The sequence below is a fragment of the Ruminiclostridium hungatei genome (genome assembly GCF_002051585.1).
Taxonomy (GTDB): Bacteria; Bacillota; Clostridia; order Acetivibrionales; family DSM-1351; genus Ruminiclostridium; species Ruminiclostridium hungatei.
In genome coordinates, this window is sequence record NZ_MZGX01000004.1 from 162,189 (window position 1) to 186,411 (window position 24,223).

22 protein-coding genes are annotated in these 24,223 nt (G+C 43.8%); 9 read left to right on the forward strand and 13 right to left on the reverse strand.

The window, feature by feature from the left end; all coding sequences use genetic code 11:
• Positions 1–166 precede the first annotated feature (166 nt).
• From CLHUN_RS04355 to CLHUN_RS04370, 4 genes are all read right to left on the reverse strand, one after another.
• Positions 167–928: an amino acid ABC transporter ATP-binding protein gene (locus CLHUN_RS04355; RefSeq protein ID WP_080063344.1), complete on the reverse strand. Its 762-nt coding sequence runs from the start codon at positions 926–928 to the stop codon at positions 167–169.
• Between the two features lie 14 nt (positions 929–942).
• Positions 943–1,593, reverse strand: a complete 651-nt coding sequence (locus tag CLHUN_RS04360) for an amino acid ABC transporter permease (protein WP_207559136.1) — start codon at positions 1,591–1,593, stop codon at positions 943–945.
• A 99-nt stretch (positions 1,594–1,692) separates the two neighbouring features.
• Positions 1,693–2,505: a substrate-binding periplasmic protein gene (locus CLHUN_RS04365; RefSeq protein ID WP_080063345.1), complete on the reverse strand. Its 813-nt coding sequence runs from the start codon at positions 2,503–2,505 to the stop codon at positions 1,693–1,695.
• A gap of 183 nt (positions 2,506–2,688) precedes the next feature.
• The gene (locus tag CLHUN_RS04370) at positions 2,689–3,084 is read right to left on the reverse strand and encodes a hypothetical protein (protein ID WP_080063346.1); all 396 of its coding nucleotides are present in this window, start codon (positions 3,082–3,084) and stop codon (positions 2,689–2,691) included.
• Between the two features lie 292 nt (positions 3,085–3,376).
• On the opposite strand from CLHUN_RS04370, the gene CLHUN_RS04375 reads away from it, so the two are divergent.
• Positions 3,377–4,114, forward strand: coding sequence for a WecB/TagA/CpsF family glycosyltransferase (locus CLHUN_RS04375; RefSeq protein ID WP_080063347.1), 738 nt, complete (start codon positions 3,377–3,379; stop codon positions 4,112–4,114).
• Positions 4,115–4,150: 36 nt separating this feature from the next.
• Here CLHUN_RS04375 and CLHUN_RS04380 read toward each other — a convergent pair whose 3' ends face one another.
• From CLHUN_RS04380 to CLHUN_RS04410, 7 genes are all read right to left on the reverse strand, one after another.
• On the reverse strand, positions 4,151–6,028 hold the full coding sequence (locus tag CLHUN_RS04380; protein WP_080063348.1) for an FAD-dependent oxidoreductase: 1,878 nt from the start codon (positions 6,026–6,028) through the stop codon (positions 4,151–4,153).
• 204 nt (positions 6,029–6,232) lie between these two features.
• Positions 6,233–6,793, reverse strand: coding sequence for a hypothetical protein (locus tag CLHUN_RS04385; protein ID WP_080063349.1), 561 nt, complete (start codon positions 6,791–6,793; stop codon positions 6,233–6,235).
• Between the two features lie 76 nt (positions 6,794–6,869).
• Positions 6,870–7,220, reverse strand: a complete 351-nt coding sequence (locus tag CLHUN_RS04390; RefSeq protein ID WP_080063350.1) for a type II toxin-antitoxin system PemK/MazF family toxin — start codon at positions 7,218–7,220, stop codon at positions 6,870–6,872.
• The gene (locus CLHUN_RS04395; RefSeq protein ID WP_080063351.1) at positions 7,214–7,498 is read right to left on the reverse strand and encodes a CopG family ribbon-helix-helix protein; all 285 of its coding nucleotides are present in this window, start codon (positions 7,496–7,498) and stop codon (positions 7,214–7,216) included. The genes CLHUN_RS04390 and CLHUN_RS04395 overlap by 7 nt, the downstream gene beginning before the upstream one ends.
• A gap of 213 nt (positions 7,499–7,711) precedes the next feature.
• Positions 7,712–8,881: an alanine racemase gene (alr, locus tag CLHUN_RS04400; protein WP_080063352.1), complete on the reverse strand. Its 1,170-nt coding sequence runs from the start codon at positions 8,879–8,881 to the stop codon at positions 7,712–7,714.
• 605 nt (positions 8,882–9,486) lie between these two features.
• Positions 9,487–11,037 (reverse strand): NAD(P)H-hydrate dehydratase, encoded by a 1,551-nt coding sequence (locus CLHUN_RS04405; protein ID WP_080063353.1) that lies wholly within the window; start codon positions 11,035–11,037, stop codon positions 9,487–9,489.
• Between the two features lie 44 nt (positions 11,038–11,081).
• Positions 11,082–11,714: a coiled-coil domain-containing protein gene (locus CLHUN_RS04410; protein WP_080063354.1), complete on the reverse strand. Its 633-nt coding sequence runs from the start codon at positions 11,712–11,714 to the stop codon at positions 11,082–11,084.
• Positions 11,715–11,973: 259 nt separating this feature from the next.
• Between CLHUN_RS04410 and CLHUN_RS04415 the strand changes: the two genes are divergently transcribed.
• From CLHUN_RS04415 to nudC, 7 genes are all read left to right on the forward strand, one after another.
• On the forward strand, positions 11,974–13,152 hold the full coding sequence (locus CLHUN_RS04415; protein ID WP_080063419.1) for a polysaccharide pyruvyl transferase family protein: 1,179 nt from the start codon (positions 11,974–11,976) through the stop codon (positions 13,150–13,152).
• Positions 13,153–13,255: 103 nt separating this feature from the next.
• Positions 13,256–14,779, forward strand: coding sequence for an oligosaccharide flippase family protein (locus CLHUN_RS04420; RefSeq protein ID WP_080063355.1), 1,524 nt, complete (start codon positions 13,256–13,258; stop codon positions 14,777–14,779).
• A 39-nt stretch (positions 14,780–14,818) separates the two neighbouring features.
• A complete protein-coding gene (locus CLHUN_RS04425) occupies positions 14,819–15,997 on the forward strand; it encodes a Coenzyme F420 hydrogenase/dehydrogenase, beta subunit C-terminal domain (protein ID WP_080063356.1) in 1,179 nt (392 codons plus the stop codon).
• Between the two features lie 86 nt (positions 15,998–16,083).
• Positions 16,084–17,034 carry a glycosyltransferase family 2 protein gene (locus CLHUN_RS04430; RefSeq protein ID WP_080063357.1) on the forward strand — a complete coding sequence of 317 codons (951 nt, stop codon included), beginning with the start codon at positions 16,084–16,086 and terminating at the stop codon, positions 17,032–17,034.
• Between the two features lie 123 nt (positions 17,035–17,157).
• Positions 17,158–17,652: a DUF4330 domain-containing protein gene (locus CLHUN_RS04435; protein ID WP_165755652.1), complete on the forward strand. Its 495-nt coding sequence runs from the start codon at positions 17,158–17,160 to the stop codon at positions 17,650–17,652.
• A 12-nt stretch (positions 17,653–17,664) separates the two neighbouring features.
• Positions 17,665–19,380, forward strand: coding sequence for an O-antigen ligase family protein (locus CLHUN_RS04440; protein ID WP_080063359.1), 1,716 nt, complete (start codon positions 17,665–17,667; stop codon positions 19,378–19,380).
• A 208-nt stretch (positions 19,381–19,588) separates the two neighbouring features.
• Positions 19,589–20,458, forward strand: a complete 870-nt coding sequence (nudC, locus tag CLHUN_RS04445; protein ID WP_242656437.1) for an NAD(+) diphosphatase — start codon at positions 19,589–19,591, stop codon at positions 20,456–20,458.
• A 127-nt stretch (positions 20,459–20,585) separates the two neighbouring features.
• Here the strand turns inward: nudC and CLHUN_RS04450 are convergent, their stop codons facing one another.
• Together CLHUN_RS04450 and spoVB are read right to left on the reverse strand one after the other, a co-directional pair.
• On the reverse strand, positions 20,586–21,023 hold the full coding sequence (locus CLHUN_RS04450) for an Hsp20/alpha crystallin family protein (RefSeq protein WP_080063360.1): 438 nt from the start codon (positions 21,021–21,023) through the stop codon (positions 20,586–20,588).
• Positions 21,024–21,186: 163 nt separating this feature from the next.
• Positions 21,187–22,755 (reverse strand): stage V sporulation protein B, encoded by a 1,569-nt coding sequence (spoVB, locus tag CLHUN_RS04455; RefSeq protein ID WP_080063361.1) that lies wholly within the window; start codon positions 22,753–22,755, stop codon positions 21,187–21,189.
• A gap of 385 nt (positions 22,756–23,140) precedes the next feature.
• Between spoVB and CLHUN_RS04460 the strand changes: the two genes are divergently transcribed.
• Complete coding sequence (locus CLHUN_RS04460; protein WP_242656438.1) at positions 23,141–23,968, forward strand: C40 family peptidase; 828 nt, start codon at positions 23,141–23,143, stop codon at positions 23,966–23,968.
• Positions 23,969–24,223 lie beyond the last annotated feature (255 nt).

Consider the following 24,223-nt stretch of genomic DNA (forward strand, 5'->3'; position numbering starts at 1 on the left):
CAGTGGGCTGCAATCCAGCTACAGCCCTTTGAATATTAATATTTACAGGTTTTTATTATAAATATATGCTGTCTTCCTTTGCAACAAAAAAAACATATATATCTAATATATGTTTTTTTGGCTTATATAAACATTACTCTGATGTTTTTTAAAAATTGACAGGCTATTACAGCACCTTCTGCAAAAAGGCCCTTGTCCTTTCATTTTTAGGATTGGAAAAAATAGCTTCAGGCGTGCCTTCCTCGCTGATTTCTCCCTTGTCCATAAATATCACTCTTGAGCCCACTTCCTTTGCAAAACCCATTTCATGAGTAACCACCACCATTGTCATACCACCCCTGGCCAACTTCTTCATAACCTCAAGCACTTCACCCACCAGTTCCGGATCAAGTGCCGATGTGGGTTCATCAAACAGCATTATTTTAGGTTTCATGGCAAGAGCTCTGGCAATGGCAACCCTTTGCTGCTGTCCACCCGAAAGACGGGCGGGGTATTCATCCTTCTTGTCCTCCAGCCCCACCATTTTCAGAAGCTCCATGGCATAGGCCACTGCTTCGGCCTTTGAAAGCTTCTTTACTGATACGGGAGCTTCAATTATGTTTTGCAAAACTGTCATATGCGGGAATAAATTGAACCTCTGAAAAACCATTCCCAATTCGGTGCATATTTCGGAAATCTTCTTATGGGCAATTTTAAACTGATTCTTGCCGTCAAGTTTTTCTGCAAGCAGGTCATCTTCAATCATTATCTTGCCGCTGGTGATTACTTCAAGATGATTGAGGCACCTCAGCAGAGTGCTTTTTCCAGAGCCGCTGGGGCCTATTATGCAGAGCACCTCTCCTTGCTGGACTTCTAGATTAATGTCTTTAAGCACCTCAAGGGTTCCAAACGACTTATATACTTTTTCTACTGAAATCATTCTTCCCATGCCGTCTCTCCCCCTTATTCATATACGGAATATTTCTTTTCCAGTCTTTCAAAAACAAAAGTAAATAGTGAAGTCATTATAAGATACAATGCAGCAGAAGGCAGATAAATGACTGCACTGGCTGTAGCATTTGAAATCTGAGTCGTGGTTCTCATAAGCTCAGACATCCCGATTGATGAAACAAGTGCGGAATCCTTAAGCAAAGCGATTACTTCATTACCTACAGGCGGAATAAGCCTTCTATAGGACTGAGGTACGATTATCCTCCTCATGGCTTGTCCATAGCTCATTCCCAGTGCCTTTGAAGCCTCCATCTGTCCCTTGTCTATGGACTGGATGGCCGCCCTTATTATCTCTGCCAGATATGCTCCCGAGTTAAGGGACAAGGCTATAAATGCCGCCGTCATAGCACCGAAGGAAAAAGTCTTTCCCAATGCAAGAGGCAGTGCATAATAGAAAAAGAATATCTGCATAAGCAAAGGAGTTCCTCTGAATATCCAAATGTAAAACCAGCAAATCTTATCAACTACTGCATTTTTGGAAAGCCTGCCCAAGGCCAGGAACAATCCCAGAATCATACCAAAGACAACAGCTACTACTGTCAGTTGCATGGTAACAACCGCTCCTTCAAGCAACTGTGGTATCTTACTTATTATTAAATCCAAAATAAACAACTCCCTATTATACCTTTTTATATTTCTATTCCTAAATATAGACAAGAGGAAAAACAATCTCTTGTCTATATCAGGTTTGCTTCTGAAATATTATTTAATATCTTTTACATTACCGGTAAGATCTTCTCCGAACCACTTTTCAGACAGTTTTTTCATGGTGCCGTCGGCAAAAAGCTCATCCAGCGCCTTTTGCGCCTGGTCTCTCAATTCTGTACTGTTTTTTGCAAAGCATACACCAATAGGCTCATTGGTCAATCTTGCACTTGATACCTTGTAGCTCTTTGGATCCTTCTTTACATAGTATCTGGCAACAACCTCGTCAACTACTATGGCATCCAGTCTTCCGGCCTTCATATCTGAAAAGGGCTGGATTACCTGGTCGTATTGCTTGAGTGTGAATTTTGTAGTTTTCAGGTATTCTGCACAGGATTCGTCAGCAGTAGTACCAATCTGTACACCGACATTTTTTCCCGCAAGATCCTTGGGTTCCTTTATGGAGGTGTCCTCTGCAGGTACAACAATAACCTGGGCATTTGCAATGTAAGGAGTCGTCATGGAATATTTCTCCATTCTTTCCTCATTACGGCTTACAGAGGATACTATTACATCAAATTTGCCGGACTCCAGCGCAAGGAATATTCCCGCCCAATCATTGGAGATGAATTCCGCTTTCATTCCCATTTTTTTGGCAAGCTCGGTTGCCACATCAATATCGAATCCCACAGTAGCGTTTGATTCATCTTTAAACTCCATTGGAGGATAAGTATCGTCAACTCCTACCTTAAGAACCTTTTGAGTATCATCTGCATTTCCACTGCCGGTGGAAACACCACATGCTGTTGCTGCAAATGCTATAATAAGCAATGCCGATAGACAAATTAAAATTCTTTTCATCTTGTTCATTAATCCCTACACCCCTTTTTTTATTTATGTATATTTATTCAATATGCAATTATAATACATTAAAAAACGTAATTTTACAAGGAGTTTTGCAGGTTTTGTATGTCTGACTTGCAGATTGAATATTTATATGAAGTTTTTTCCAAACACCGCACAATATTTTGTGCTGAAGACCTCTTGCCCGTGCTAGGAATTCAGCTTTTTAAATATATTGTCCTTTACTTTGGAACTCACCCTGATGTTGTTTACCCCTTCGTTTATAAGAGCCTGCCTTATATATTCTATCTCGGCCTCCGTAAGCTGTATTATCCGGCCTTTCTGGCTTGATTTAAGCTTCTTCAGTATTTCCTCTATGGCACTTTTTGCATCTTCCGCCCGGCTGAAGTAGTATACATCCAGTTCATCAAAGTATACTGCGCCGTATTTCAAATACTTTTCTTTGAGCAAAGGAGCTTCCAGCCGAACCAGCTTGGCGATCTCGGTAACTTTGTACACCCCCAGGTAGTCGATGTAATAGCTGTCGCTTTCCCTTCCAGACTTTCTCACAATAAAATTGGATTCACTTACATAATCAAAACCCATGATCAGTCCTCCTTAATTTTCGGCACCACCGTTCAGGTTCGCCGTGTACCTGCTTCAATTATAGCAGGATAAATCTGCCTCAACAATATCCACAATATTATAGTACTTTAATTTCCCGCCGGGTATTCACATGCCCTATTGGATACATTTTCCAGCATTTTATACAGCTTTATTACATTTGCCATATTCATTGACAAATAAAATTGTATATTTTAAACTGTAGAGGAATGTTTTATATGGTCAGAGCTGCCATAAGGCTCTGATTCACAGGAGCTTGGAGGATATGGAGTCTATGAGAAAGATTGTTGAAATAGCAGGTATAAATCTTGACGATATTTCAATGGAGCAGGCTGTAGAAAGAATATATGAATTTATCTCCTCTGCTGAAAACCATTCTGTCTTTACTCCCAATGCAGAAATCATGATGGAAGGGATAACAGATAAAAATATGAAAGCCCTGCTTAACGGTGCAGATATGCTTGTTGCCGATGGTGCGGGCGTAGTGCTTGCATCAAAGCTTCTGGGCAGGGAAGTCACCGAAAAGGTTTCGGGCTTTGATCTTGTAAAGAACCTTTTGAAAGCAGCTTCCCAGAGGCCTGTGAAGTTCTATCTTTTCGGGGGCAAACCCGGTATAGCAGAGAAAGCTAATGCCAATATCATATGCGACTATCCAGGTGCGGAGGTAGTAGGCACGCGGAGCGGATATTTTACAAGTGACGACGAGGCTTCAATAATAGAAGATATAAACAGTTCCGGTGCAGAGGTGCTTCTGGTCTGCCTCGGCGCTCCGAAGCAGGAGCTGTGGATTACCGCAAACAAGCACCGTTTAAAGGTTAAGGCTTCCCTTGGAGTGGGCGGCACCATGGATGTACTGGCCGGAAATGTAAAGCTTGCACCGGATTTCTTCAGGAATCACGGGCTTGAGTGGCTATACAGGCTATATAAGGAGCCCTGGCGTTTTAAAAGGATGTTAAGACTGCCCAAGTTTATACTTCACGTTCTGGGAATAAGGGTGGGACTGGTGAAATAGTTAAACCTCGCAATATCCGGTTTATTATTCCGGATATTATTTTACAGCCTTTCCTGTCAGCTTTTCAAGCAGCTTCACCGACCCGTAGTATACATCCGACAGCTTAAGCACGCTTGCGTTTTTCAGGTTCTTTTGCAGGGTATCATCTATAAGTCCCGATTTACAGGCTTCTTCATAGTAATTCTTACTCCCGGTCCCTGTTTTGCCGGTGAGTTCCAGCAAAATCCGTCCGAACTTCTCCCTGCTGAGAGGTTCATCCTTTATATATTTCCTGACGGCAGCGTCAAAGGTATAATTATAGGCCGTCTCATCAACTCTTGGGACGCCGTTTAAAATTATGTAGGCCAGATCCTTTTCCCTGGCTTCCTTTTCATATTTGTAGTCGTTGGTTATGCCGCCGCTGAGCAAGCCCAGGTTTATAAGCTTTTCAGCAAATGGATAGCTCCAGTTTCCTGTAATACTTTCCACGTCTTCTTTTATGTCGGACATGTATATGCCCATTTTTCTCAGTATTTTTTCTATGTCCTGCTGTGTATCCAGGTTCCTGTCTTCAATCAGCCTTGGTATTTCCATGTCTCTTGAAATGCTGTATGCTGCAATAATACCTGCGGCATAGCCGTTGCCGGCTTTGCTGGAATTTGATCCGATAGCGGGCTGGACCAGGGAGGAGGCCGATATCTTGTCCCCCGTCATCAGCACATTGTCCAGTCCTTCCGGTATAAGGGAGCCCAGCGGTATATAGAAGGTTTTGGGATTGCACAGCACATACTTGTTGCCGTCATCCATGGTAAAGGTGACAGGCTTTGAGGCGGTGCTTATCCTGTCGGTATACCTTTTGCCGGTAAGAACATCACTTAACGTCATGGTGTACCTGCCCTTGAAATGATAGGGCGACGGCATGACAAATTCCTCCGCCACAGTCATCTGGGACGAATTCTTAAATTCTTCCAGGTTGGCCTTAAGATAAATATAAAAATTCCGGCATTCCTTTTTTGCCTTGTCATAGGCGGCTTTGACCTTTTGTTCGTCGGACAGGTCAAGGTTATCCACATTTACAGCTTGTATAACAACCTTGCCGTCACCCTGATCAGCCGCATTCAGTCCTGAAATACGAATATTCCTGTTTCCGGTATTATATTCCTTAATATAATAGCTTATGAGAAAACTTTGTTTCCGGAGCAGTTCCTGAATTTTGGGGTAATCAACCCCTGAAACTGTGAAATTAAGCTGGACAGGCGGGTACAGGCCTTTGATGCCAATATCTTCGTATCCCCGGTTATATGCGGTTCCGCACTTAATCAGTATCTCACCCAACCGGCTTGCATCAATATACCTGCCTGCCACTATATTCCTGGTCTCTGACGGGGTTTTAACCTCCAGTCCGGTCAGCTTTCCGCCACTCAGGCTTACAGTGCTGATTTCGGCATCAAACAGTACCGTCAGTTTCTTTTCCTCCGAAACCAGCTTTTCAATTTCACTGATATAATTTTCAAGGTTGGAGCCGTCACCGGACTTATAGCGCAATTCCTTAAACAGGTCCGAGCTGACGCTGTTGCCGGTGGGAGTGTAGTCGGCCGCCCAGTTGACATCCAGTGCACCTTTAAATGCACTTCCAAAATCCGGTGCCTGCCATATCAGCAGAGTTTTCGCACCAACCCCGGCAGCTCCAAGCGCACTGCTGACCGCATCTATCCCCTCACCTGCCACTGCCACGTCAAAGCTGTCCTTATGGCTGTCAGCACCAAGATTATCAAATTTGTAATCATCTCCGGCCTCAAAATAATAATCTTTTTTGAGCATGGGCTTGACCACGAAAAAAAACAAAATCATAACTACTATGAGAATTAAAGCCAGCCTTATAAGTATGTCCGTTCTTTTTTGCTGAACTGTTTTTTTCTGATTCATATTGTCCATCAGATTTTTTCCTTTTCACAAAATTGTTCTGCCTTTTCAGGCAGGGCATGGTACATATCAGATATATATTGCACCGGGGCATCTTATATGCAAAGGTCCTGCATGCAAAAAAGAAGCTTAATGATATATCGTCATCAGGCTCCCTTTTATTTAATATTGCTAAATAATATATCAGGATAGGTCAATACCCTGATATGAAAAAATCTATTTTATTGTATATGCACCCTTAACCATTATGTAGGATTCCTTGGAAGCCTTAATTCCTCTTCCGTCACCATTCGGAACAAGCAGCAACTGGTTGTCGGGTATGACCTCTCCGTTTTTATGGTCCTTACCCGATATAAGGTTTGACAATCCGCCGCTTGCAGTTTTCTCTATGTACGCAGTAGCCCCGTTTTTGGTTCTCAATATGATTTCGGTGCTGTTGCCGCCCAGGAGGATTTTGCCCACCGGTAGCTTAACAACCTTGAATACCATGCTTTCCTTCAATGCCGCCAGTTCCTTTTCGGTATCACTGAGCTTTTTTTCCAGATCAGCCTGCGAAGCTGATGCTGTCATCTGCTTCTGCAAATCCTCCCTGGTGCTTTGAATCAGACTTTTCAAGCCGGACTCCAATTTGTCTATGTATGTGGAATCATATATAACCTGACCGCTGCCTGTCTCGGCCCTTACTGCCGGTGCAAGCTGAAGCAAGACAAAGCTGCATGCAAAGGCAGATAAAATAATAATGTGTTTCTTTTTTATCACACTCTTTAGTTTTTTCATCCCAACCTCCATTGTGTTTTCAGATTTTTATGGCTTTAGCCGAACTTTATTAAAGGTTTAGTTCTATTATATCTCTTTATATCTCTGAAAGTCCAAAACTGACTTCAAGAGCATTGTTTACTTTATCCATGAGTTCTTCATCAAGATGCCCGATTTTCTCCCTCAGTCGCTTCTTGTCAATAGTTCTTATCTGCTCCAGCAAAATAACCGAATCCTTTGCAAGACCGTATTCCAAAGCACCTATTTCTATATGAGTAGGCAGCTTTGCTTTATTTATCTGAGAAGTAATTGCTGCTGCAATTACAGTTGGACTATATTTGTTACCGATGTCATTCTGTACAATCAGTACAGGTCTGACACCGCCCTGCTCCGAGCCTATGACAGGACTCAGATCTGCATAATATATGTCTCCTCTTTTTATTACCACGTTTCCTCCATCTCCCCAAGCCTTTCCTCATATATACGCTGCTGATCGTTGTCAGCTCCAAGGCAACCCTCAGCAAGCCTTAGATTTATTTCAGCCATCTCTTCGTAACCTCTTTTCATTTTATCCCTCAATTCAACCCTGCGTTTTTCTCTAATATAAAGACTCATCGCTTCCCTGACAAGCATACTTCTGTTTGTTTTTTCATTTGATACAATGATATCCAATTCTTCAAGTAAGTTGTCCGGCACGCTAATTAATATCTTTTTATATTGAGCCAACTTATTTACCCCCACTTCTCAGAACGACAAATAACGACCTCATCTTCATCATTCAATCGTTTCTTAATAAGCTTTTCTCTATATCTATAATATTCCAAATGCCTGTTCATTAACAATCCAGTGGAATTTCAATGCACATGTATAGGAATATTATAATCCCCCATCAAATACCCGGTCAAATTAAGTTTATGTTACTACCATGCTAGAACCCGCTCATATCAAGTAATTGAGAATTTTTGAAATCCTTCCATCTTTTATAAAAGCCCTTGGTATTCTTTTACCCACAATACAGACCAGCTCATAATTTATCATGCCAATAGAGCAGGCAACAGCCTCAGCCGTTATTTCATTTCCGCCCTGTTCCCCCACAAGGACAACTTCATCACCAACCTCCACCGTTTCAGTCAGTTCGGTAACATCCACCATGCATTGGTCCATGCATATCCTCCCTACTACGGGGGCATATTGTCCATGGATAAGCACCTTTCCCTTATTGCTAAGCATCCGCATGTATCCGTCTGCGTATCCTATGGGTATGGTTGCAATACGGGATGTCCTGGAAGTTGTATATATTCTTCCGTAACTTATGGATGTATCTTTTTCCACCTCTTTGACAAGTATTACATTTGCCTTTAACGTCATAGCCGGTTTCAGGAGGATTTTTGATTTGTCTACTTCTTCAGATGGGTACATTCCAAATTGAATAATACCCGGACGGACCATATCCAGATGCATCTCGGGATATTCTATAATTCCTGCACTGTTGGCACAATGCTTGACTGGGATATGTATTCCTATTCTCTGAAGCTCATAGCATATACTCATAAAACGCTCAAACTGAGATATTGTAAATTCCCTGTTTTTTTCATCTGCTGTTGCAAAGTGAGTAAATAATCCTTCAATAATTATGTTTGGCAAACGGCTTATCTCTATAACATTTTTAACTGCACTATATCCGGGTAAAAATCCGATTCTGGACATCCCCGTGTCAATTTTTATGTGGATTTTGACCTTTCGTCCCTGCTTAACCGCTTCATCTGAAAGTGCCTGAGCCAATTCATGACTGAATACCGATTGAGTCACATCATTTTCAATGATTTCATTTGCCCTTATAGGGTCGGTATAGCCTAAAATAAGTATTGGTACATTTATTCCCTGCTTCCGAAGCTGAATGGCCTCATCCAGCATTGATACCGCCAGCCTTGTCACACCGTTTTCCAGGAGTGTCCTTGCCACCTCCATTACTCCATGTCCGTATGCATCCGCCTTGACTACCCCCATAATCTCAGCGTTCTTGTTTGTTATTCTTCTGATCTCACGAATATTATGGGCGATATTGTCAAGGTTGATCTCAGCCCACGCCCTATTTAGTTTATATTCCATTTTAACCTCCGTGTGTACCCGTGCCGATCCACTGCCGGACCCCTTGAATCTTCGCCGGCATAAGACAGGATTAAATACAGCACTTGTTTCTCTCTCTAGTATAACCAAATTCTGTTTACTTTAAAAACATTCCTCAGTAAAAATACTATCACTATATTTTCAACTGTTCAAACAGCTATATTATATTAATATGTTTATCTGCTCCAAATGCCACCCATTAGAAGCAATAGTTTTGCTTTTTCATAACCAGGCCTTGTTTTTATATTAAATAAATGCATTGTGCTGGTTGATTAGCACAGATAAGAAAATTCAGCTCAACGGTAAGCGAATACAAATTCAGGCAATGAGCGGCACGATTAAAAGCAATTGCTGGAATTGTTGGCGAAAGACAAATTGTTTTACCGGCAAAGCGACAGGACGTTGCTTTGAGGCTCAACACGAGACAGGAAGTCGAGTTTGAGCGACGGGAAAATAATTTGGAAGGAGCAGTACAATTTCAAGCGGTTGCTTTTGGTGCAAACATTGATTGAATTTAGTATGGAAGTACCGGCTGAGCATAACTGTTCCCGACTGGTAAAGCTTATCTCCTGAATCAGGACAACAGGTTATATTGTTCTTTTTATTGCATCTGGTATGTTTTCCACAATATCCATGGCGGTAAGCCCGTACTCCCCCTTTTCTCCTGAGGAAATATCCCCTGCCAGTCCATGAAGGTATACTCCCGCCACAGCGGCTTCAAAAGCTCCAGTCCCCTGTCCCATAAGAGATGCAATGATTCCGGACAGGGAATCTCCGCTGCCTGCCGTGGCCATGCCTGCATTACCTGTGGGATTGATATATGCTGTCCCCCTGCTGTCCGCTATTATGGTTTTTGCCCCCTTGAGCACAAGTGTCACTCCCCACAGCCTGGAAAACTTTCGTGCAACTTCAAGCCTGTTCTCCTGGATATAGCTTGTGTCCAGCCCCGTCAGCCTTGACAGCTCTCCCGGATGGGGAGTTATTACAACCTCTTTCTTAAAACTGCCCAGAAGGCCTGTATCAACCGCCAGGGCATTTAATGCGTCGGCGTCAAGCACCACCGGCACAGCCAGCTTTTCAGAAAGAGACTTTATCACAGGATATATGCATTCGTTGGAAGAGAGGCCCGGTCCAATCACCGCCGCATTGCATTTTTTTATCAGGCCTGTTATGCCGTCAACGCTGTCCGGTCCAAGAACTCCGTTGTACTCTGACAGTCCAACCCCAACAGCCTCCGGCACCACACACTGGTATATATTCAGCATGCTCCGGGGTGCTGCCACGTATACCAGGCCTGAGCCTGTTCTGAGGCAGGCTTTTGACGCCAGACAGCCCGAACCGGCCATGCCCTGGGAACCTGTTACCACGGCAATTTTTCCGCAACTGCCCTTGTTTGCATCGGCAGCCCGCACAGGCATAAAACCTCTTACAGTCTGCCGGTCGGTGAGAAAAGTGTTTATTTCCACGCTGTCCATGGACTCTTGAGGCATGGCTATACTTTCCACCACCAGTTCTCCGGCATATTCCGCCCCCGGGTATATCAACTGACCTATCTTTGGCAGCTCAAAAGCAACTGTTTTATGCGCCTTTATACAGGTGTCCGAAACCTTTCCGGTGGCAGATTCTGTTCCGGAGGCAATATCTATGGAAAGCGTAAAATTTGAGTTGACGTTAACTGTGTCCATTACTTCTGCTATAAAGCCTTTGACACGGCCTCTGAAGCCTGTACCGAAAATCCCGTCTATAACCATGGTTGCATTTTTGAGCTCTGCAGCAAATCCGGCAATATCCGCGGCATCCGCCAGTTTTCTGATATCAGCCCCAAGCCTTTTTGCCATATCGTAATTGAGCTTTGCGTCTCCCATAAGAAAGGCACTGTCAAAGAGGCTGTAAGTAATCACGTCATAGCCAGCTATCAGCAGGTGTCTTGACACTGCATACGCATCCCCGGCATTATTGCCTTTTCCCGCAACAATAACCACCTTCTTTGTCAAAACCTTGCTCTCACCCAAAAACATATTTATATGTTTAACAATTTTCAAGGCTGCATTTTCCATCAATACAATGCCTGGGATCCCCAGCTTCTCTATGGAATATTTATCAATTTCACCCATCTGGGCACCTGTAACTGCTTTCACAACCGCACTCCTCTCAATTACAATTCATGCTTAGCCAAAAAAGGCTATTCTCTGCTGCTGAAATAAACTTCATCCAGCTTTTGCAGTTGATCTCCTCCCAGCAAATCATGAAAATATGAATATGTATCGGTATCATCCTGGGCCCTTAGTTCCCTTTCATCCACCAGTTTTATAAGCTTCTCCTTTGTCTCGGCTATTTCCTTGTCCAGTTGGGTAACTCTCTGCTGATTCTCTCTTATTGAAAAATACACCAGTTTAACGGTATTTTCCAGAAGCTCAAGGTTTACCTGCCTGATTTCCTTGGGTATATCGGCCAGTCTTTCTTCAATTTCGGTCAGTCTGGTATTAATACCTATTATCTGCTTTTCACATTCCTGCATCTCAGTCTGGGCATCCTGATTGTTGTTGTCAAAAACCTCCGTGGTCAGTCTTATTATGTTGTCCATGCACTCCTTTTTCCTGGCAGCAATCTCCTTGGACTCGGAAATGACTCTGGACTGTTCCTTGAGGAGCTCCTTAATGCTATTCTCACATTGAGATATTTCTTCGGTTTTCACTATGTTCTTAAACAAACTGTTCCATCTTTCATCCAAAGTCAGCAGGGTTATGTCATTTTTAAAAAGCACCTTCATATCCAACTGAGGCTCCGGCTTTTTTTTGCTAAATAACTTCCACATTTGCCCCTCCATAGTTTTTGACAGAAAAAACTGTTTTCATCTATAATAACATACCATTTCATTTATTTTACCTAATAATGTATATCGGTAGAAAATTGCTTAAATATAATGATTAAGTTGCCAAATAGTTCTTTTTCTTTTGAGACGAAAACTTGTAAAGCTCAATACCCGAGGGTATAATAAATTATCGGGCGTCAGTCCCCGTGTCAGAAGGCAGCAAATGTATGGCAACATTAAAGTACAAAAGGACAGGTTATATATGAAGCGTTTATTGCTATATGCACATGCCGGCAGTAAAAATCATGGTTGCGAGGCAATTGTAAGGTCCACCATGAAAATTTTGAAGCCCGGTAATACGGAAGTATATCTGGCAACCTTCAGGTTGCAGGAAGACATTGACTTTCTTGCCTCAGATTTTAATTTGAATTTTATACCATATAAGCGTTATGAAGGCATGCATCCCATAAGGCTCATGGATGCCGGCCTCAGAAAGCTAAAGCTTAAGCAGGACTTTCTCTTCTCCTTCTCTCAGAAGGCTATAAAGGAAAACCTGGATGAAAATACCCTGTGTCTGTCAATCGGCGGAGATAATTACTGCTATGGCATTCCCAGGTGGATATACCACACAAACAACCTTGCCGCCCAAAAAGGCAGCAAAACTGTTTTCTGGGGTTGTTCTGTGGAGCCTGAAGCCATTAATGACGAAATGCTTGCAGATTTGAGAAAATACAGCCTCATTATAGCAAGAGAAAGCATCACCTATCAGGCATTTCTGGACAAGGGCCTGACCAACACCATTCTTTTGCCTGATCCGGCTTTCACGCTGGATGCTAAAATCCTTCCCCTGCCGAAGGGTTTCGCCGAAGGAAATACCATAGGCTTGAATGTCAGTCCTCTTGTCATGAGAAACGAAACCAGCGGGGGGATTGTATTCAAGAGCTATGTGAAGCTTATGCAGCACATAATAGATACTACCGACAGCCAGATTGCACTTGTTCCCCACGTTCTCTGGGAGCATGACAATGACATGGTCCCCCTGTCCGAGCTATACGGCCTGTTCAAAACCACAGGCAGAGTTGTGCTGCTGGACGGCAGCTACAACTGTATGGAGCTTAAGGGCTTCATATCCCGCTGCAAACTGTTTATCGGCGCACGTACCCATGCAACCATAGCTGCCTATTCCACAGGTGTTCCAACACTGGTTATAGGCTATTCCGTAAAGGCCAGAGGTATAGCAAAAGACATTTTCGGAAGTGAGGCCGGTCATATTCTGCCCGTCCAGAAACTGGAACAGTCCGAGCAGTTGATTTCGGCCTATCAGGAGCTTGACCATGCACAGGAGGATATACGCAAGCATCTGGCTCAATTTATGCCGGGCTACATTGAAAGTGCCTGTTCGGCAGGCCGGCATGTGGGAAACCTGATAACCCGTCAGTAGTTTCAAATAGAATAAATTTAAGGGATAACAAAGGTAAAAGGTTGAAATAAAACCACTTTCAACCCTTTGAATTTATGTCCGCAGAGCGGACAGGGAGATAAAGATGAAGATTAATGAATTAAAATGGGGTGCCGCCCTTTCATATACCAACATATTGCTGTCCAATGTGATAAATCTGGCGTTTACACCCTTCCTGCTCTTAAACCTGGGCAAATCCGAATACGGCCTGTATACCTTGATCGGAGCCTTCGTAGGTTACATGGCTGTTTTGGATTTCGGACTTGGAAATACAATTACCAGATATGTGGCCAAATACAGGGCGCAAAATGACAAGCAGGGTGAACAGGGCTTTCTGTCCCTTGCATTTATCATATATGCAGTTTTAACCGTAGTTGCAATATGTGCGGGTATGGCCATGCTGCCTGCTCTTCCCGCCATCTTCGGCAAATCCCTTACCTCCTCCGAGCTGGATACTGCCCGCAGGATGTTCGAGGTATTGATAATAAATATAGGACTGACCTTATTTTTAAATGCCTTTACTTCAATAATGTCGGGCTATGAAAAATTCGTATTTCCAAGAGCTGTAACCATAGTCAGGGTCATAGCGCGGCCTCTGACAATTATCATACTGCTGCTCATGGGCCATAAAGCCTTTTCCATCGTAGTGGTGGATACTGTTCTGAATATCCTGTTGCTGCTGGTAAATATGTTTTTTGTATTTCATGTAATGAAGATAAAGGTAAGGTATCATCCTCACAACTGGCCTTTTGTCAAGGAAATCCTTCTGTTTTCAGTCTTTGTCTTTATCAATATGATTGTAGACCAGGTGTATTGGAGATTGGGCCAGTTGGTGGTAGGCATTTATTACGGGGCTGTGCCGGTTGCAATCTTCGGGCTGGGAATGCAATTTCCCGGTTATTACATGAACTTTTCAAACGCCATATCAGGAGTATTCCTGCCAAGGGCAACCCAGATGTGCGTTGACAATGCTCCCATGCAGGAGCTGGATAACCTGTTTATAAAGACCGGCCGTATTCAGTTTATAGTCATAGGCTATATACTTTCAGGCTTTATCCTGCTGGGAAAGCCCTTTGTGCTTCTCTGGGCCGGTCCGGACTACGGTCAGGTGTATTATATAGCACTCATGGCAATGATTCCTCTGACAATACCTCTGATACAGAATGTGGGCATATCCATATTACAGGCTAAAAACCTCCACGCCTTCAGATCTGTAATGTATCTGATAATCTCAGTAGTAAACCTTGGTATAAGCATACTGCTTACAAAGGAAATCGGAATTATGGGAGCGGTGGTAGGTACCTCCATTTCTCTGATTTTAGGCAATATAATAATAATTAATATTTACTATAAAAGGAAGGTAGGACTGGACATACCCAGGTTCTTCAAAGAGGTGCTTGGCGGTCTGCTGCCTGCCATGCTTATCAGCCTTGCAGCGGGCTTCGCTATTCTCTATATCCCCGTGTGGGGTTGGGCAGGGCTGCTGGTAAAGGGTATCCTGTTTACACTGGTTTATGCCGCAGCAACCTGGACCACGGGCATGAATACATATGAAAAAAACTTATTCAGCGGGCCGGTTGTGGGAATACTAAGGCAAATAAGGAAATAGCCGCTGACGTTAAAGTGCCATGGCAAATCGGAGGGTTCGATGAATTCAGTATTTGACAATAAGAATGATTGTTTTGGCTGTGCAGCCTGCGTGCAGGTGTGTCCGTCGGGTGCCATAGCTTTTCCCCAGGACTCCGAGGGGTTCAGGTATCCTGAAATTGATGCAGGCAGGTGTACCGACTGCGGCCTGTGTAGAAAGTCCTGTCCGATTTTCAAGGATATCAAGTCCCAGGCCGCTTCCTTTCCACAGGTATATGCAATGTGGAGCAAAGATGAGAATATCCGCAGCACCAGCACCTCGGGGGGAGTTTTTACCGTTTTGGCAAAGCATGTTCTTTCAAAAGGCGGTGTTGTTTTCGGTGCGGCCTTTGATGAAAACCTGCGGGTGGCTCACACAGGGGTTTATGACCAGGAGCAGCTATGGCGGCTGCAGGGCTCCAAGTATGCCCAGAGTGTGACAGGAGATACTTTTAAAGAAGTAAAAGCCCTTCTGCAGGCTGGAAAAACCGTCCTGTACTCGGGAACTCCCTGCCAGACAGGCGGACTTTACTCCTACCTCGGGAAAGACCATAAGCTTCTTTACACCTGTGACTGCGTGTGCCACGGGGTTCCGTCCCCCCTTGTTTTCGAGCTTTATAAGTCACACCTGGAAAAAATATATGCTTCTGAAATACAAAGTTTTAACTTTCGTAACAAATCCGCCGGTTGGAAAAACTATAATATTAAAGTAGACTTTAAAAACGGGAGACAACACCGGACTGATTTTAAGGCCGATCCTTACATGAGGGGTTTTACCGGGAATATGTACCTGAGGCCCTCCTGTCACGGCTGCAGGTATGCATCGGTGCAAAGGCAGTCAGACATTACACTTGCTGATTTCTGGGGTGTGGCCAGGTTTGACCCCGGACTGGATGACGATAAGGGGACCTCCTTGATACTGGTAAATTCACCGGCAGGTCTGGAGCTGCTGGAAGCCTGCGGGGATGAGCTGACAATCCACAAAGCCGACCTGCCTGCCGCTGCAAGAGAAAACCCCAGCCTCACTGGCCCTTCAAGCCCTCACAGGCGCAGAGGAGAATTTTTCAGCCAGATGGCCAGGTCAGACTTTGCCGCTCTTGAAGCCAAATTTTTGAGGGCTCCTTCAAAGGTGCGGCTTTTGTGGAGAAGGTGTATTGGAATACCCCGCAGAATGGCAAAAATAATATTAAGAAAATCTTAATTTTTCCTCTGAATCCTGCCGGAAAATTGACATCTCAAAAATGAGATGCTAAACTAACATCAAAAATATTACAGGGAGTCGGTTTGATGGACAATTCACCCTTGATATCGGTTATTATACCCATGTATAATACCGCAGGCTTTATTGAACGAACGGTTAAAAGCGTATTAACCCAGACATACGGCAAACTTGAAGTAGTTATAGTGGATGACGGCAGCACCGATGACGGCGCAAAGCTCGTTGCCCTTTTGCAGGAGGCCGACCCCAGGGTAAAATATATACATCAGAATAACCAGGGTGTCTCAACCGCCAGAAACACTGCTATGGAGAATGCCTCGGGAGAATACCTGGCATTTTTGGACAGCGATGACCTGTGGGAGCCCCACAAGCTTGAAAAGCAAATCCGGAGAATTCAAACCACGGGTATGGAAGCCTGTTACTGCGGCTACAGGATGTTCTGCGGGGATGAAATGGGCAGGGCCTTTCCCGAACGGTATTATGAAGGCAAAATACTGCCCCAGGTAATTATGGAAAAAGTTTCGGTGTGGACAAGCACCATAGTTATAAAAAAATCCATTGTTACAAATAATAACCTAACCTTCCGCCCAGGCCTCAACTGGAGTGAGGATATGGAATTTTTCTGCAAGCTGATGTACATATGCAATTTCTGCTGTGTTCGGGAGACACTGGCTCTTTACAGGCAAAGGCCGGATTCCTTGTCAGTATTGCCGGACAGAACACCTGAAATAGTTTTATGGAAGGAATTTATGGCCTGGCTGGACTCGTTTCCTGAACAGGCCGGCTGCAGCAAAAAGAAAATCCATCAGGCGGTGCAGCGGTACAAGATACCTTCCATAGCCGTATTTTGCACGTACCAGTTGCTGATATCAGGTGAAGGCACCGGGCAGGACTTTCTGTCGAAGGTTCCTCCCCGTTTGGTATCCCAATACAGGCCCAGCTTTTCCTCAACAGGACTGAAGCTATGGATCAAGAAATTGTTAATCCTGTACAGGTACGGCTATAAAAGCAAGCTGTAGCTTATGGTTTAATATTCTTTTGAATGTACCTTGCGGTAAAAATATTCAGGAGAATTTTAAATAGGAATGGCCAGCCGGTTAACCCCCGGTCATTCAAAAAAAATGACTAAGGAGAGCGTAAAAATGAAGATTGTTAATGAAAAGGGAAAATTATTCGGTTTAATTAACATTGTTGATTTAAGTATTGTTGTTCTGATTCTTTTAATCGGATCGGTGCTGTTTCTGAAAACCATGGGTAAGGATGTGGGCCCTATTACAAGTGAAGAGAGCCTTCAGGAAATCACAGTGACTTTTAAGAGTTCTGTCCGCGGTGACGAGCAGCCTAAGGCACTAAAAGAAAAAGATCAGCTCATTTCTCTGCTCAAGCCTGTAGATGCCTATATCACTTCGGTAACCTATTCACCCTATGAAACTCCCATAAGTACTGCGGACGGCAGACAGGTGTATTCCGTTGATCCCAAAAAACAGGCTATCACCGTAAAATTCACCATGAAGGCCAGCAAAGGCGGTGGAATAATAAAGCTTGAATCCCAGGAGGTTGCAGTAGGAAAGCAATTTATTCTGAAGACCAGGACCTTTGAGAATAATGGAACTATAGAAGCTATTGAATTCAAATAAGGAGGTCATATTGTGTGGAAATATGTCTCGAACAGCCTGCTTTACAGGTTCCTGATATTTATTTACGAACTGGTGGGCAATGCATATAAAAACAGCCTTGTGAAGAAGTGTGCTGACACTTTGTCCCGATGGAACAGTCATAGTTTTCTTCACCGGACAAAGCAAAACTTCATTATGTCGCCACCGAAGTACTCCTTTTCAATTACATACAGGTTTTTGGCCTTTATGGGTAAAAGGCTTGACAGGCTCATGGGTTATATACATTTATTATATACCAAGGCTTACAGGCACAGTTTTCTGGGCAAGGCTTATAAAGGTCTGCTGGCTCTTGGCAGGAAAGTCTTTGGCAAATGGAGCCACATAGCTAACTTTATCATACTGGCAGCAGTATTCACTGCTTCGGCATTTGTACTGCCAAAGCTTGCCGTTGTGGCAATGGCAGCCATATTGGCGGCAGTACTCATTCTCAGAAATTTTGAAAGAGCCGCTTATCTTGTAGGCCTTTATCCCATACTTTATTTCCTGGCCGGCAAACTGGATATAGGGTCCCTGGCTTCCACCTGGGACGAATTGCTGATTGTTTTCTGTATGGGAATATGGTTTTACAGATGGATGGTTGACAGGAAGGACTTTAACTTTGCATGGACACCTGTGGACTTTTCTCTGATAATATTTTTTATAGTCTGCATAATTCTGTTTGTTATCACTTCCTTTAATCAGCTTGGCTTTGACGGGCTTGGCTTTGACGGACTAAGAGCCGTTATAGAGTATATGTTCTTTTTCTTTATAGTGGTTAAGCTGCTCAGATCGGAGCAGGGTGCAAAGAACCTTATCAAGCTCATGATTTCAACGGGCGTTATCATGTCCATCCACGGCATATACCAGTATATCGCCAAGGTTGATACACCTGCATATTGGACCGACAAGGTGGAATCCTCCTCCGGCCCAAGAGTATTTTCCATAGTGCAGAGCCCCAATGTTCTCGGCTGCCTTCTGGCAATGCTGATACCCCTTGCGGTGGCATTAATGTTTACTGAAAGACATTTTATTCAGAAAACCCTTTACGCTGTTGCAAGTGGACTGATGGGCATCTGCATTCTGCTTACCGGCTCCCGCTCCTCCTGGATAGCTGTGGGCTGTGCACTGATTATATATTCTATCTTAAGCAGGAAATATTATCTTATCATAGGACTTGCGGTTGTCGCATTACTGGCATACAGCCTGGTCTCCCAGGTTCGCGACAGAATCGACTATATGCTGGACCCCGCCTATATTGCCAGCAGCTTCAGAGGCGGAAGATTTGCCAGATGGCCTAAAGCCCTTGAGATGTTTTTTAATAATCTGCTCTTTGGAGAAGGCTTCGGCAGGTTTGGCGGTTCGGTCGCCACCATCAACAAGGTCAGAGGTGCTTTTTACGTAGATAACTATTATATAAAGGCTGCCGTTGAAATGGGAATTTTCGGACTGGTCACCTTTTTAGCGGCTTTATACAACGGGACCGTATGGTCCCTGAGAGCCTCCTACAAGGTTGAGGACAAGGTTTCCAAAGGGCTTATACAGAGCGGTTTTGGTGCCATGGTTGGAATACTTGTTACCAATGTGGTGCTCAACAACTTTGATGCCCCTTCTGTCACAACCTATTTCTGGACTATTGCCGCCGTGTGCATATTCCTTGGATATGTTAAAAAGGGCCCCAACAATGTTCTGACCGATAAAACCGGTAATTGATTACCGGTCCGATAATTGATATACCAACCTGTAATTGATATATGAAAACTTTTCAAAAGGGGTTGTCACAGTAGCTATTAAAAAATAACTGTGCGGCTCCTTTAATTTTTATTGCGGACATTTTCATTGCCGGCTTTGCTTTTTACTGCTTAACTGTGTTATTCTAAATGGAGCTATAGGTATTGATTTAACTACTTGGAGGATTATTATGCAGTATGAAATCATAAAAAGAGACAGCATATATAAGAGATATGAGCCCGCAGTCACAGCTCCGCCGGAGCTCCCGGAAAAAGCATACTGGCTCGGCTTTTACACAAATAAGATATTGGTGGGTTTTCAGGGCGATGTATGCCATATTCCGTATATAAAGGGTTTTGAACAACTCAACATTCCCGTTGTCAGGACACAATACCTGGGCCTGCTGCAAGGGCAGCCCTGCTATTCGGCTGAAATCGCCTCGGAGGAGCCGCTACCCGAGGGAATGGCCTTTGTGGAACTCAGAGCCCTTTATGAACTTGTTGATGAGGACTTGTTCCTTCTGGCAGGAAAGGCCTATCAGATAATTTGCTGGGATCAGGCACACCAGTATTGCGGCAAATGCGGCTCACCAACTGAGGACCTTGCCGGAGAGAGGGCAAAGGTATGTCCCAGATGTAATTTCATCAGCTATCCCAGAATATGCCCTGCCGTAATTACTGCCGTCACAAAGGGGGATAAGCTGCTGCTGGCCCATGCCCGGCACTTTAAGGAAGGCATGTACTCCCTGATTGCAGGCTTTGTTGAGGCAGGAGAAACACTGGAGGAGGCTGTCCGGAGGGAAATAATGGAGGAAGTGGGTCTCAGCGTCAAAAATATCCGGTATCTGGGAAGCCAGCCCTGGCCATTTCCCAATTCCATGATGCTCGGTTTTACCGCAGAGTATGCCCATGGTGAGATAGCTGTGGACGGACTGGAAATAACCGACGCAAACTGGTATACTACAGGCAGTCTTCCCGGTTTGCCGTCAGAAGTGAGCATAGCCAGAAAAATTATAAACTGGTGGCTGGAACAGCCAGAACAAAATCCTGAAAAGGCTTAAAGCGGGCAGTCTGTTAAATTGCTGCCACTCAAATAAAACCTGAAAGGGAAGCTGCATAAGGATATTTCATCCTTTGCAGCTTCCCTTTCAGTTATGTCTTCAGGGGGTAGATATTATGGAACAATTATTATTGGATTTCAATCCTGCTGTTGGTTTTCCTGGTTTCACTCTTGGGAAGGACGATTGACAGAATACCGTTTTCATATTTTGCGGTAACGTCCTCCTGCTTCACGTTCTCTATGAAGAAGCTTCTGCTGGCGGACCCATATCTTCTTTCCCTTCTGATGTAGTTGCTTCTTTCCTCCTCTGTCTCTTCCGACCTTTCAACTGAAATAGTAAGCCTGTCATCTTTCAGCTCCAGCTTTATATCTTCCTTCCTGGCACCCGGTACTTCCGCTTCCACTACATATTCCCTGTCGTTCTCCTTTATATCGGCTTTAATGGCCCCAGCACCTGAAAAGCCAAGCGACGCATCATTGAAGAAATCGCTGAAAATGCTGTCCATATCCAGCCAGCCGCCCCTTTGATTAATCTTGTTGTTTCTGAATGGAACTATTCCAAACATATAATACACCTCCAAAAATTAATATTTATTTTTGATTTTGACTTTCTTTGACCTTGTGATTATATTTTAAAACACTACTATTCATTTTTCAAAATTGATTTTGACTTTCTTTGATCTTTTTGTTCAACTAATGGCGGTTTATCTTACTTTATCTTGATATAGCTTATTCTTTCTTGTATTTTCTGACTTTTTTACTTTTAATGCCTAGCAGTTGCAACAGTTCACGCCAGTCGACAGCTCCCACCAAAGCCATAAGAAAAAGTGCTATTACAATATATGCCCCCACTGCCAATAGTGTATGTAAAGCTACCGGAAGTTTTAAGAAATTAAAGAAACTGAATATGTAATTGCCTGTAAAAAGCAGTACCACCATTACCAAGCCCGGTCTTATTAACCAGTGCCTGAAATCCAGCGCCATTCCTGTACTGCGGACTATGGTTATAAAGTTCAGCACGCAAACTATAAGAGTACTGAATATCACTCCTGCAATGTACGAAGGTATACCATACTGTGGAATCAAATAAAATACGCACAGTATTCTGATAACCGAGCCCACTATGGAATTTACAAGTAAAAGGCCTTGTTTCCCCAGGCCGTTCATTATTCCCATCAAAATCTGCTGAAGGTACATGAATATGCAGGTAAAGGATAAAAGCAGCAAGGTGTGTCCCACATTCTGCCCCGGATAAATCATATCTGCTATCTTGTGGGGATAGCAGAAAAAAAGCGCCGTAAACACGAAGCCGAGAACCATGGTAATCTGAATAGATTTTGATATCCTGTAATTAGCTCTTCCATAGTTGTTGAGGGATATGGATTCTGAAATGGCAGGCACCAGGGTTGTGGCCAGAGATGTGGTAACCAGTGCGGGAAACATAATAAGGGGCATAGCCATTCCCATGAGCTTACCGTATTCCTCCATGCACCTGACATAGTCAAGCCCTCCCGCCAGCAGCCTCTGAGGGATCAGAATCACCTCTGCCGCATACATGACCGATATTATAAACCTGTTGAAGGATATGGGTGCCGCACAGCCTACTATGGATGTCACCAGCTTGCGCTTTTGTATTCTGCCCTTGCTTGAAGCAGGAGTTATATGAGGATATTTTTTAAACCTGTAATACGCCGCCAGCACCAGAAGATTTGACATTTCTCCTACTGCCATACCCACTGTTGCAAGTGCACAGGCATATTCCAGCCCCGCTTCCAGAAACCGGGCCGCCAGTGCCAGCGTTATTCCTATCTTGACCAGTTGCTCTGCGATTTGAGAAAATGCCGTAGGTGTAACCTCCTGTATCCCGTAAAAATAGCCTTTATAGGCAGAAGCTGCTGCAATGACGGGTATACATGGAATCATTATCAAGACTGACATATAGGTTCTAGTATCTTTTAAAATAACATTGACTATGAAATCAATATTTATGTAAAGGAATACCGAGACAATCGCACTGGCTGCCGTAACTCCCGCCAGACCGACCTTGGAAATCCTCCTTATATTTATATGATTGCCCAGGGCTGCCTGTTCGGCAATCATCTTGGAAACCGCTATTGAAACTCCCGAGGTCAAGGTGAGAATAACCAGTGTATAAACCGGCACTATCAACTGATATACTCCCATTCCTTCTGCACCTATGAGATTTGACAGGTAAATTCTATATATAAACCCGATAATTCTGGTTACAAACCCCGCCGCTATTAAAATTATGGCCCCGGTTATAAATGTTTTTTTCATCCTGCGCACCTCCAGAATTTAAGTACCTTGATAAATTTTATTGAGCTGCGTAACCTTTTATGACTCTAGGTTTCCAGCAGTTTACCATAAATTACAGGTTGATACCCTGGCTGGGGGCACTTATAATAAGCCCATCAGTTGCTTTACACAATCCATTTATACAGTGGCAGCTATACTAAATATTTGCTGCATGGGCCATAGGCCTTAAAATGGAATAAAGATTCCATAAAACGGCTTTGCCGTTTGTCACAGCATGTCACTAAGATTAGTCACATTACTAAATTTTAAAAAGCGCAGCTTTAACAAGCGCTAAAATAATCCCCCAGACAACATTTTGTTGGAATCTAAAATAAAAATCGGGGGCTTTCATTTCAGGGAGGTCAATATGAATAAAAAACTTATGGCAAGTGGTATGGCACTGGCGCTTTGTTTAACAGCAATAGCTCCGGTCTATAAGAATTTGTCCTACAACAGGGAAATTCTTGAGCCGGCTAAAATTCAGCAGCAAACCGGCACACAGGCTGAGGATTTGATAATATGGGAATCCGAAACAATGAAAGCAGAAGATATAGCTACAAAATCCATGAATGCACCCATTGCGGAGACGGCAGTCAAAGCTGCTTCTACTGCACCCGCAGCAAAAAGCACTGCCGCTGCGGCTAAAGCTTCTGCTCCGGCAGTCAAAAAATCAGCAACAGCTTCAAAAAACACAGGCACAGCCCTCAAAAAATCTTCAAGCACAAGTAATACCAAGACTGCCTCTAAAGCCCGGACCTCTGTTTCAAGAGGAGGCTCCTCAGCTTCAACAGTCCGAGCTACCTCTACAGGTACCGCGTCAGCCGCCAGTTCAAAGGCAAGTGCCGTAATTGCCACTGCAAAAAGCTATATCGGCATACCCTATGTATGGGGCGGTGTTACTCCAAGCGGCTTCGACTGCTCGGGCTTTACCCAGTATGTTTTAAATAAAAACGGTATCACTATACCAAGGGTTACGTCTGACCAGTTCGGCACGGGTACCTCTGTATCCAAAAGCAGCCTGAGAGCCGGCGACCTGGTTTTCTTTACAACGTACAAGCCGGGACCGTCTCATGTGGGCTTTTATATGGGCGGAGGCAAGTTCATCCACGCAAGTTCCTCAAAGGGAGTGACTATTTCCAGTCTTGACAGCACCTATTATTCAAGCAGGTATATAGGCGCAAAGCGAGTATTCTGATAAATGAAGGACAGTGCACGGAAAAAGTCAATTACTATCGGCTGAAAACCGGTAGTAATTGACTTTTTTGAAATTGATATGTGTATAAATTAACCTGTAGTGCCAGTTAATAAAGTCTTTAAGAGACAAGTTTGCAAGCCACGCGAGGACGGCTTTAAAGAAATGCGCAGTATGATTAAAAGCTTTTATTTGAAGCTCGGCCGGGAGTGAGCGGCATTTTCTGACTGTTACCACATTTTTACTTAGCACTACAGG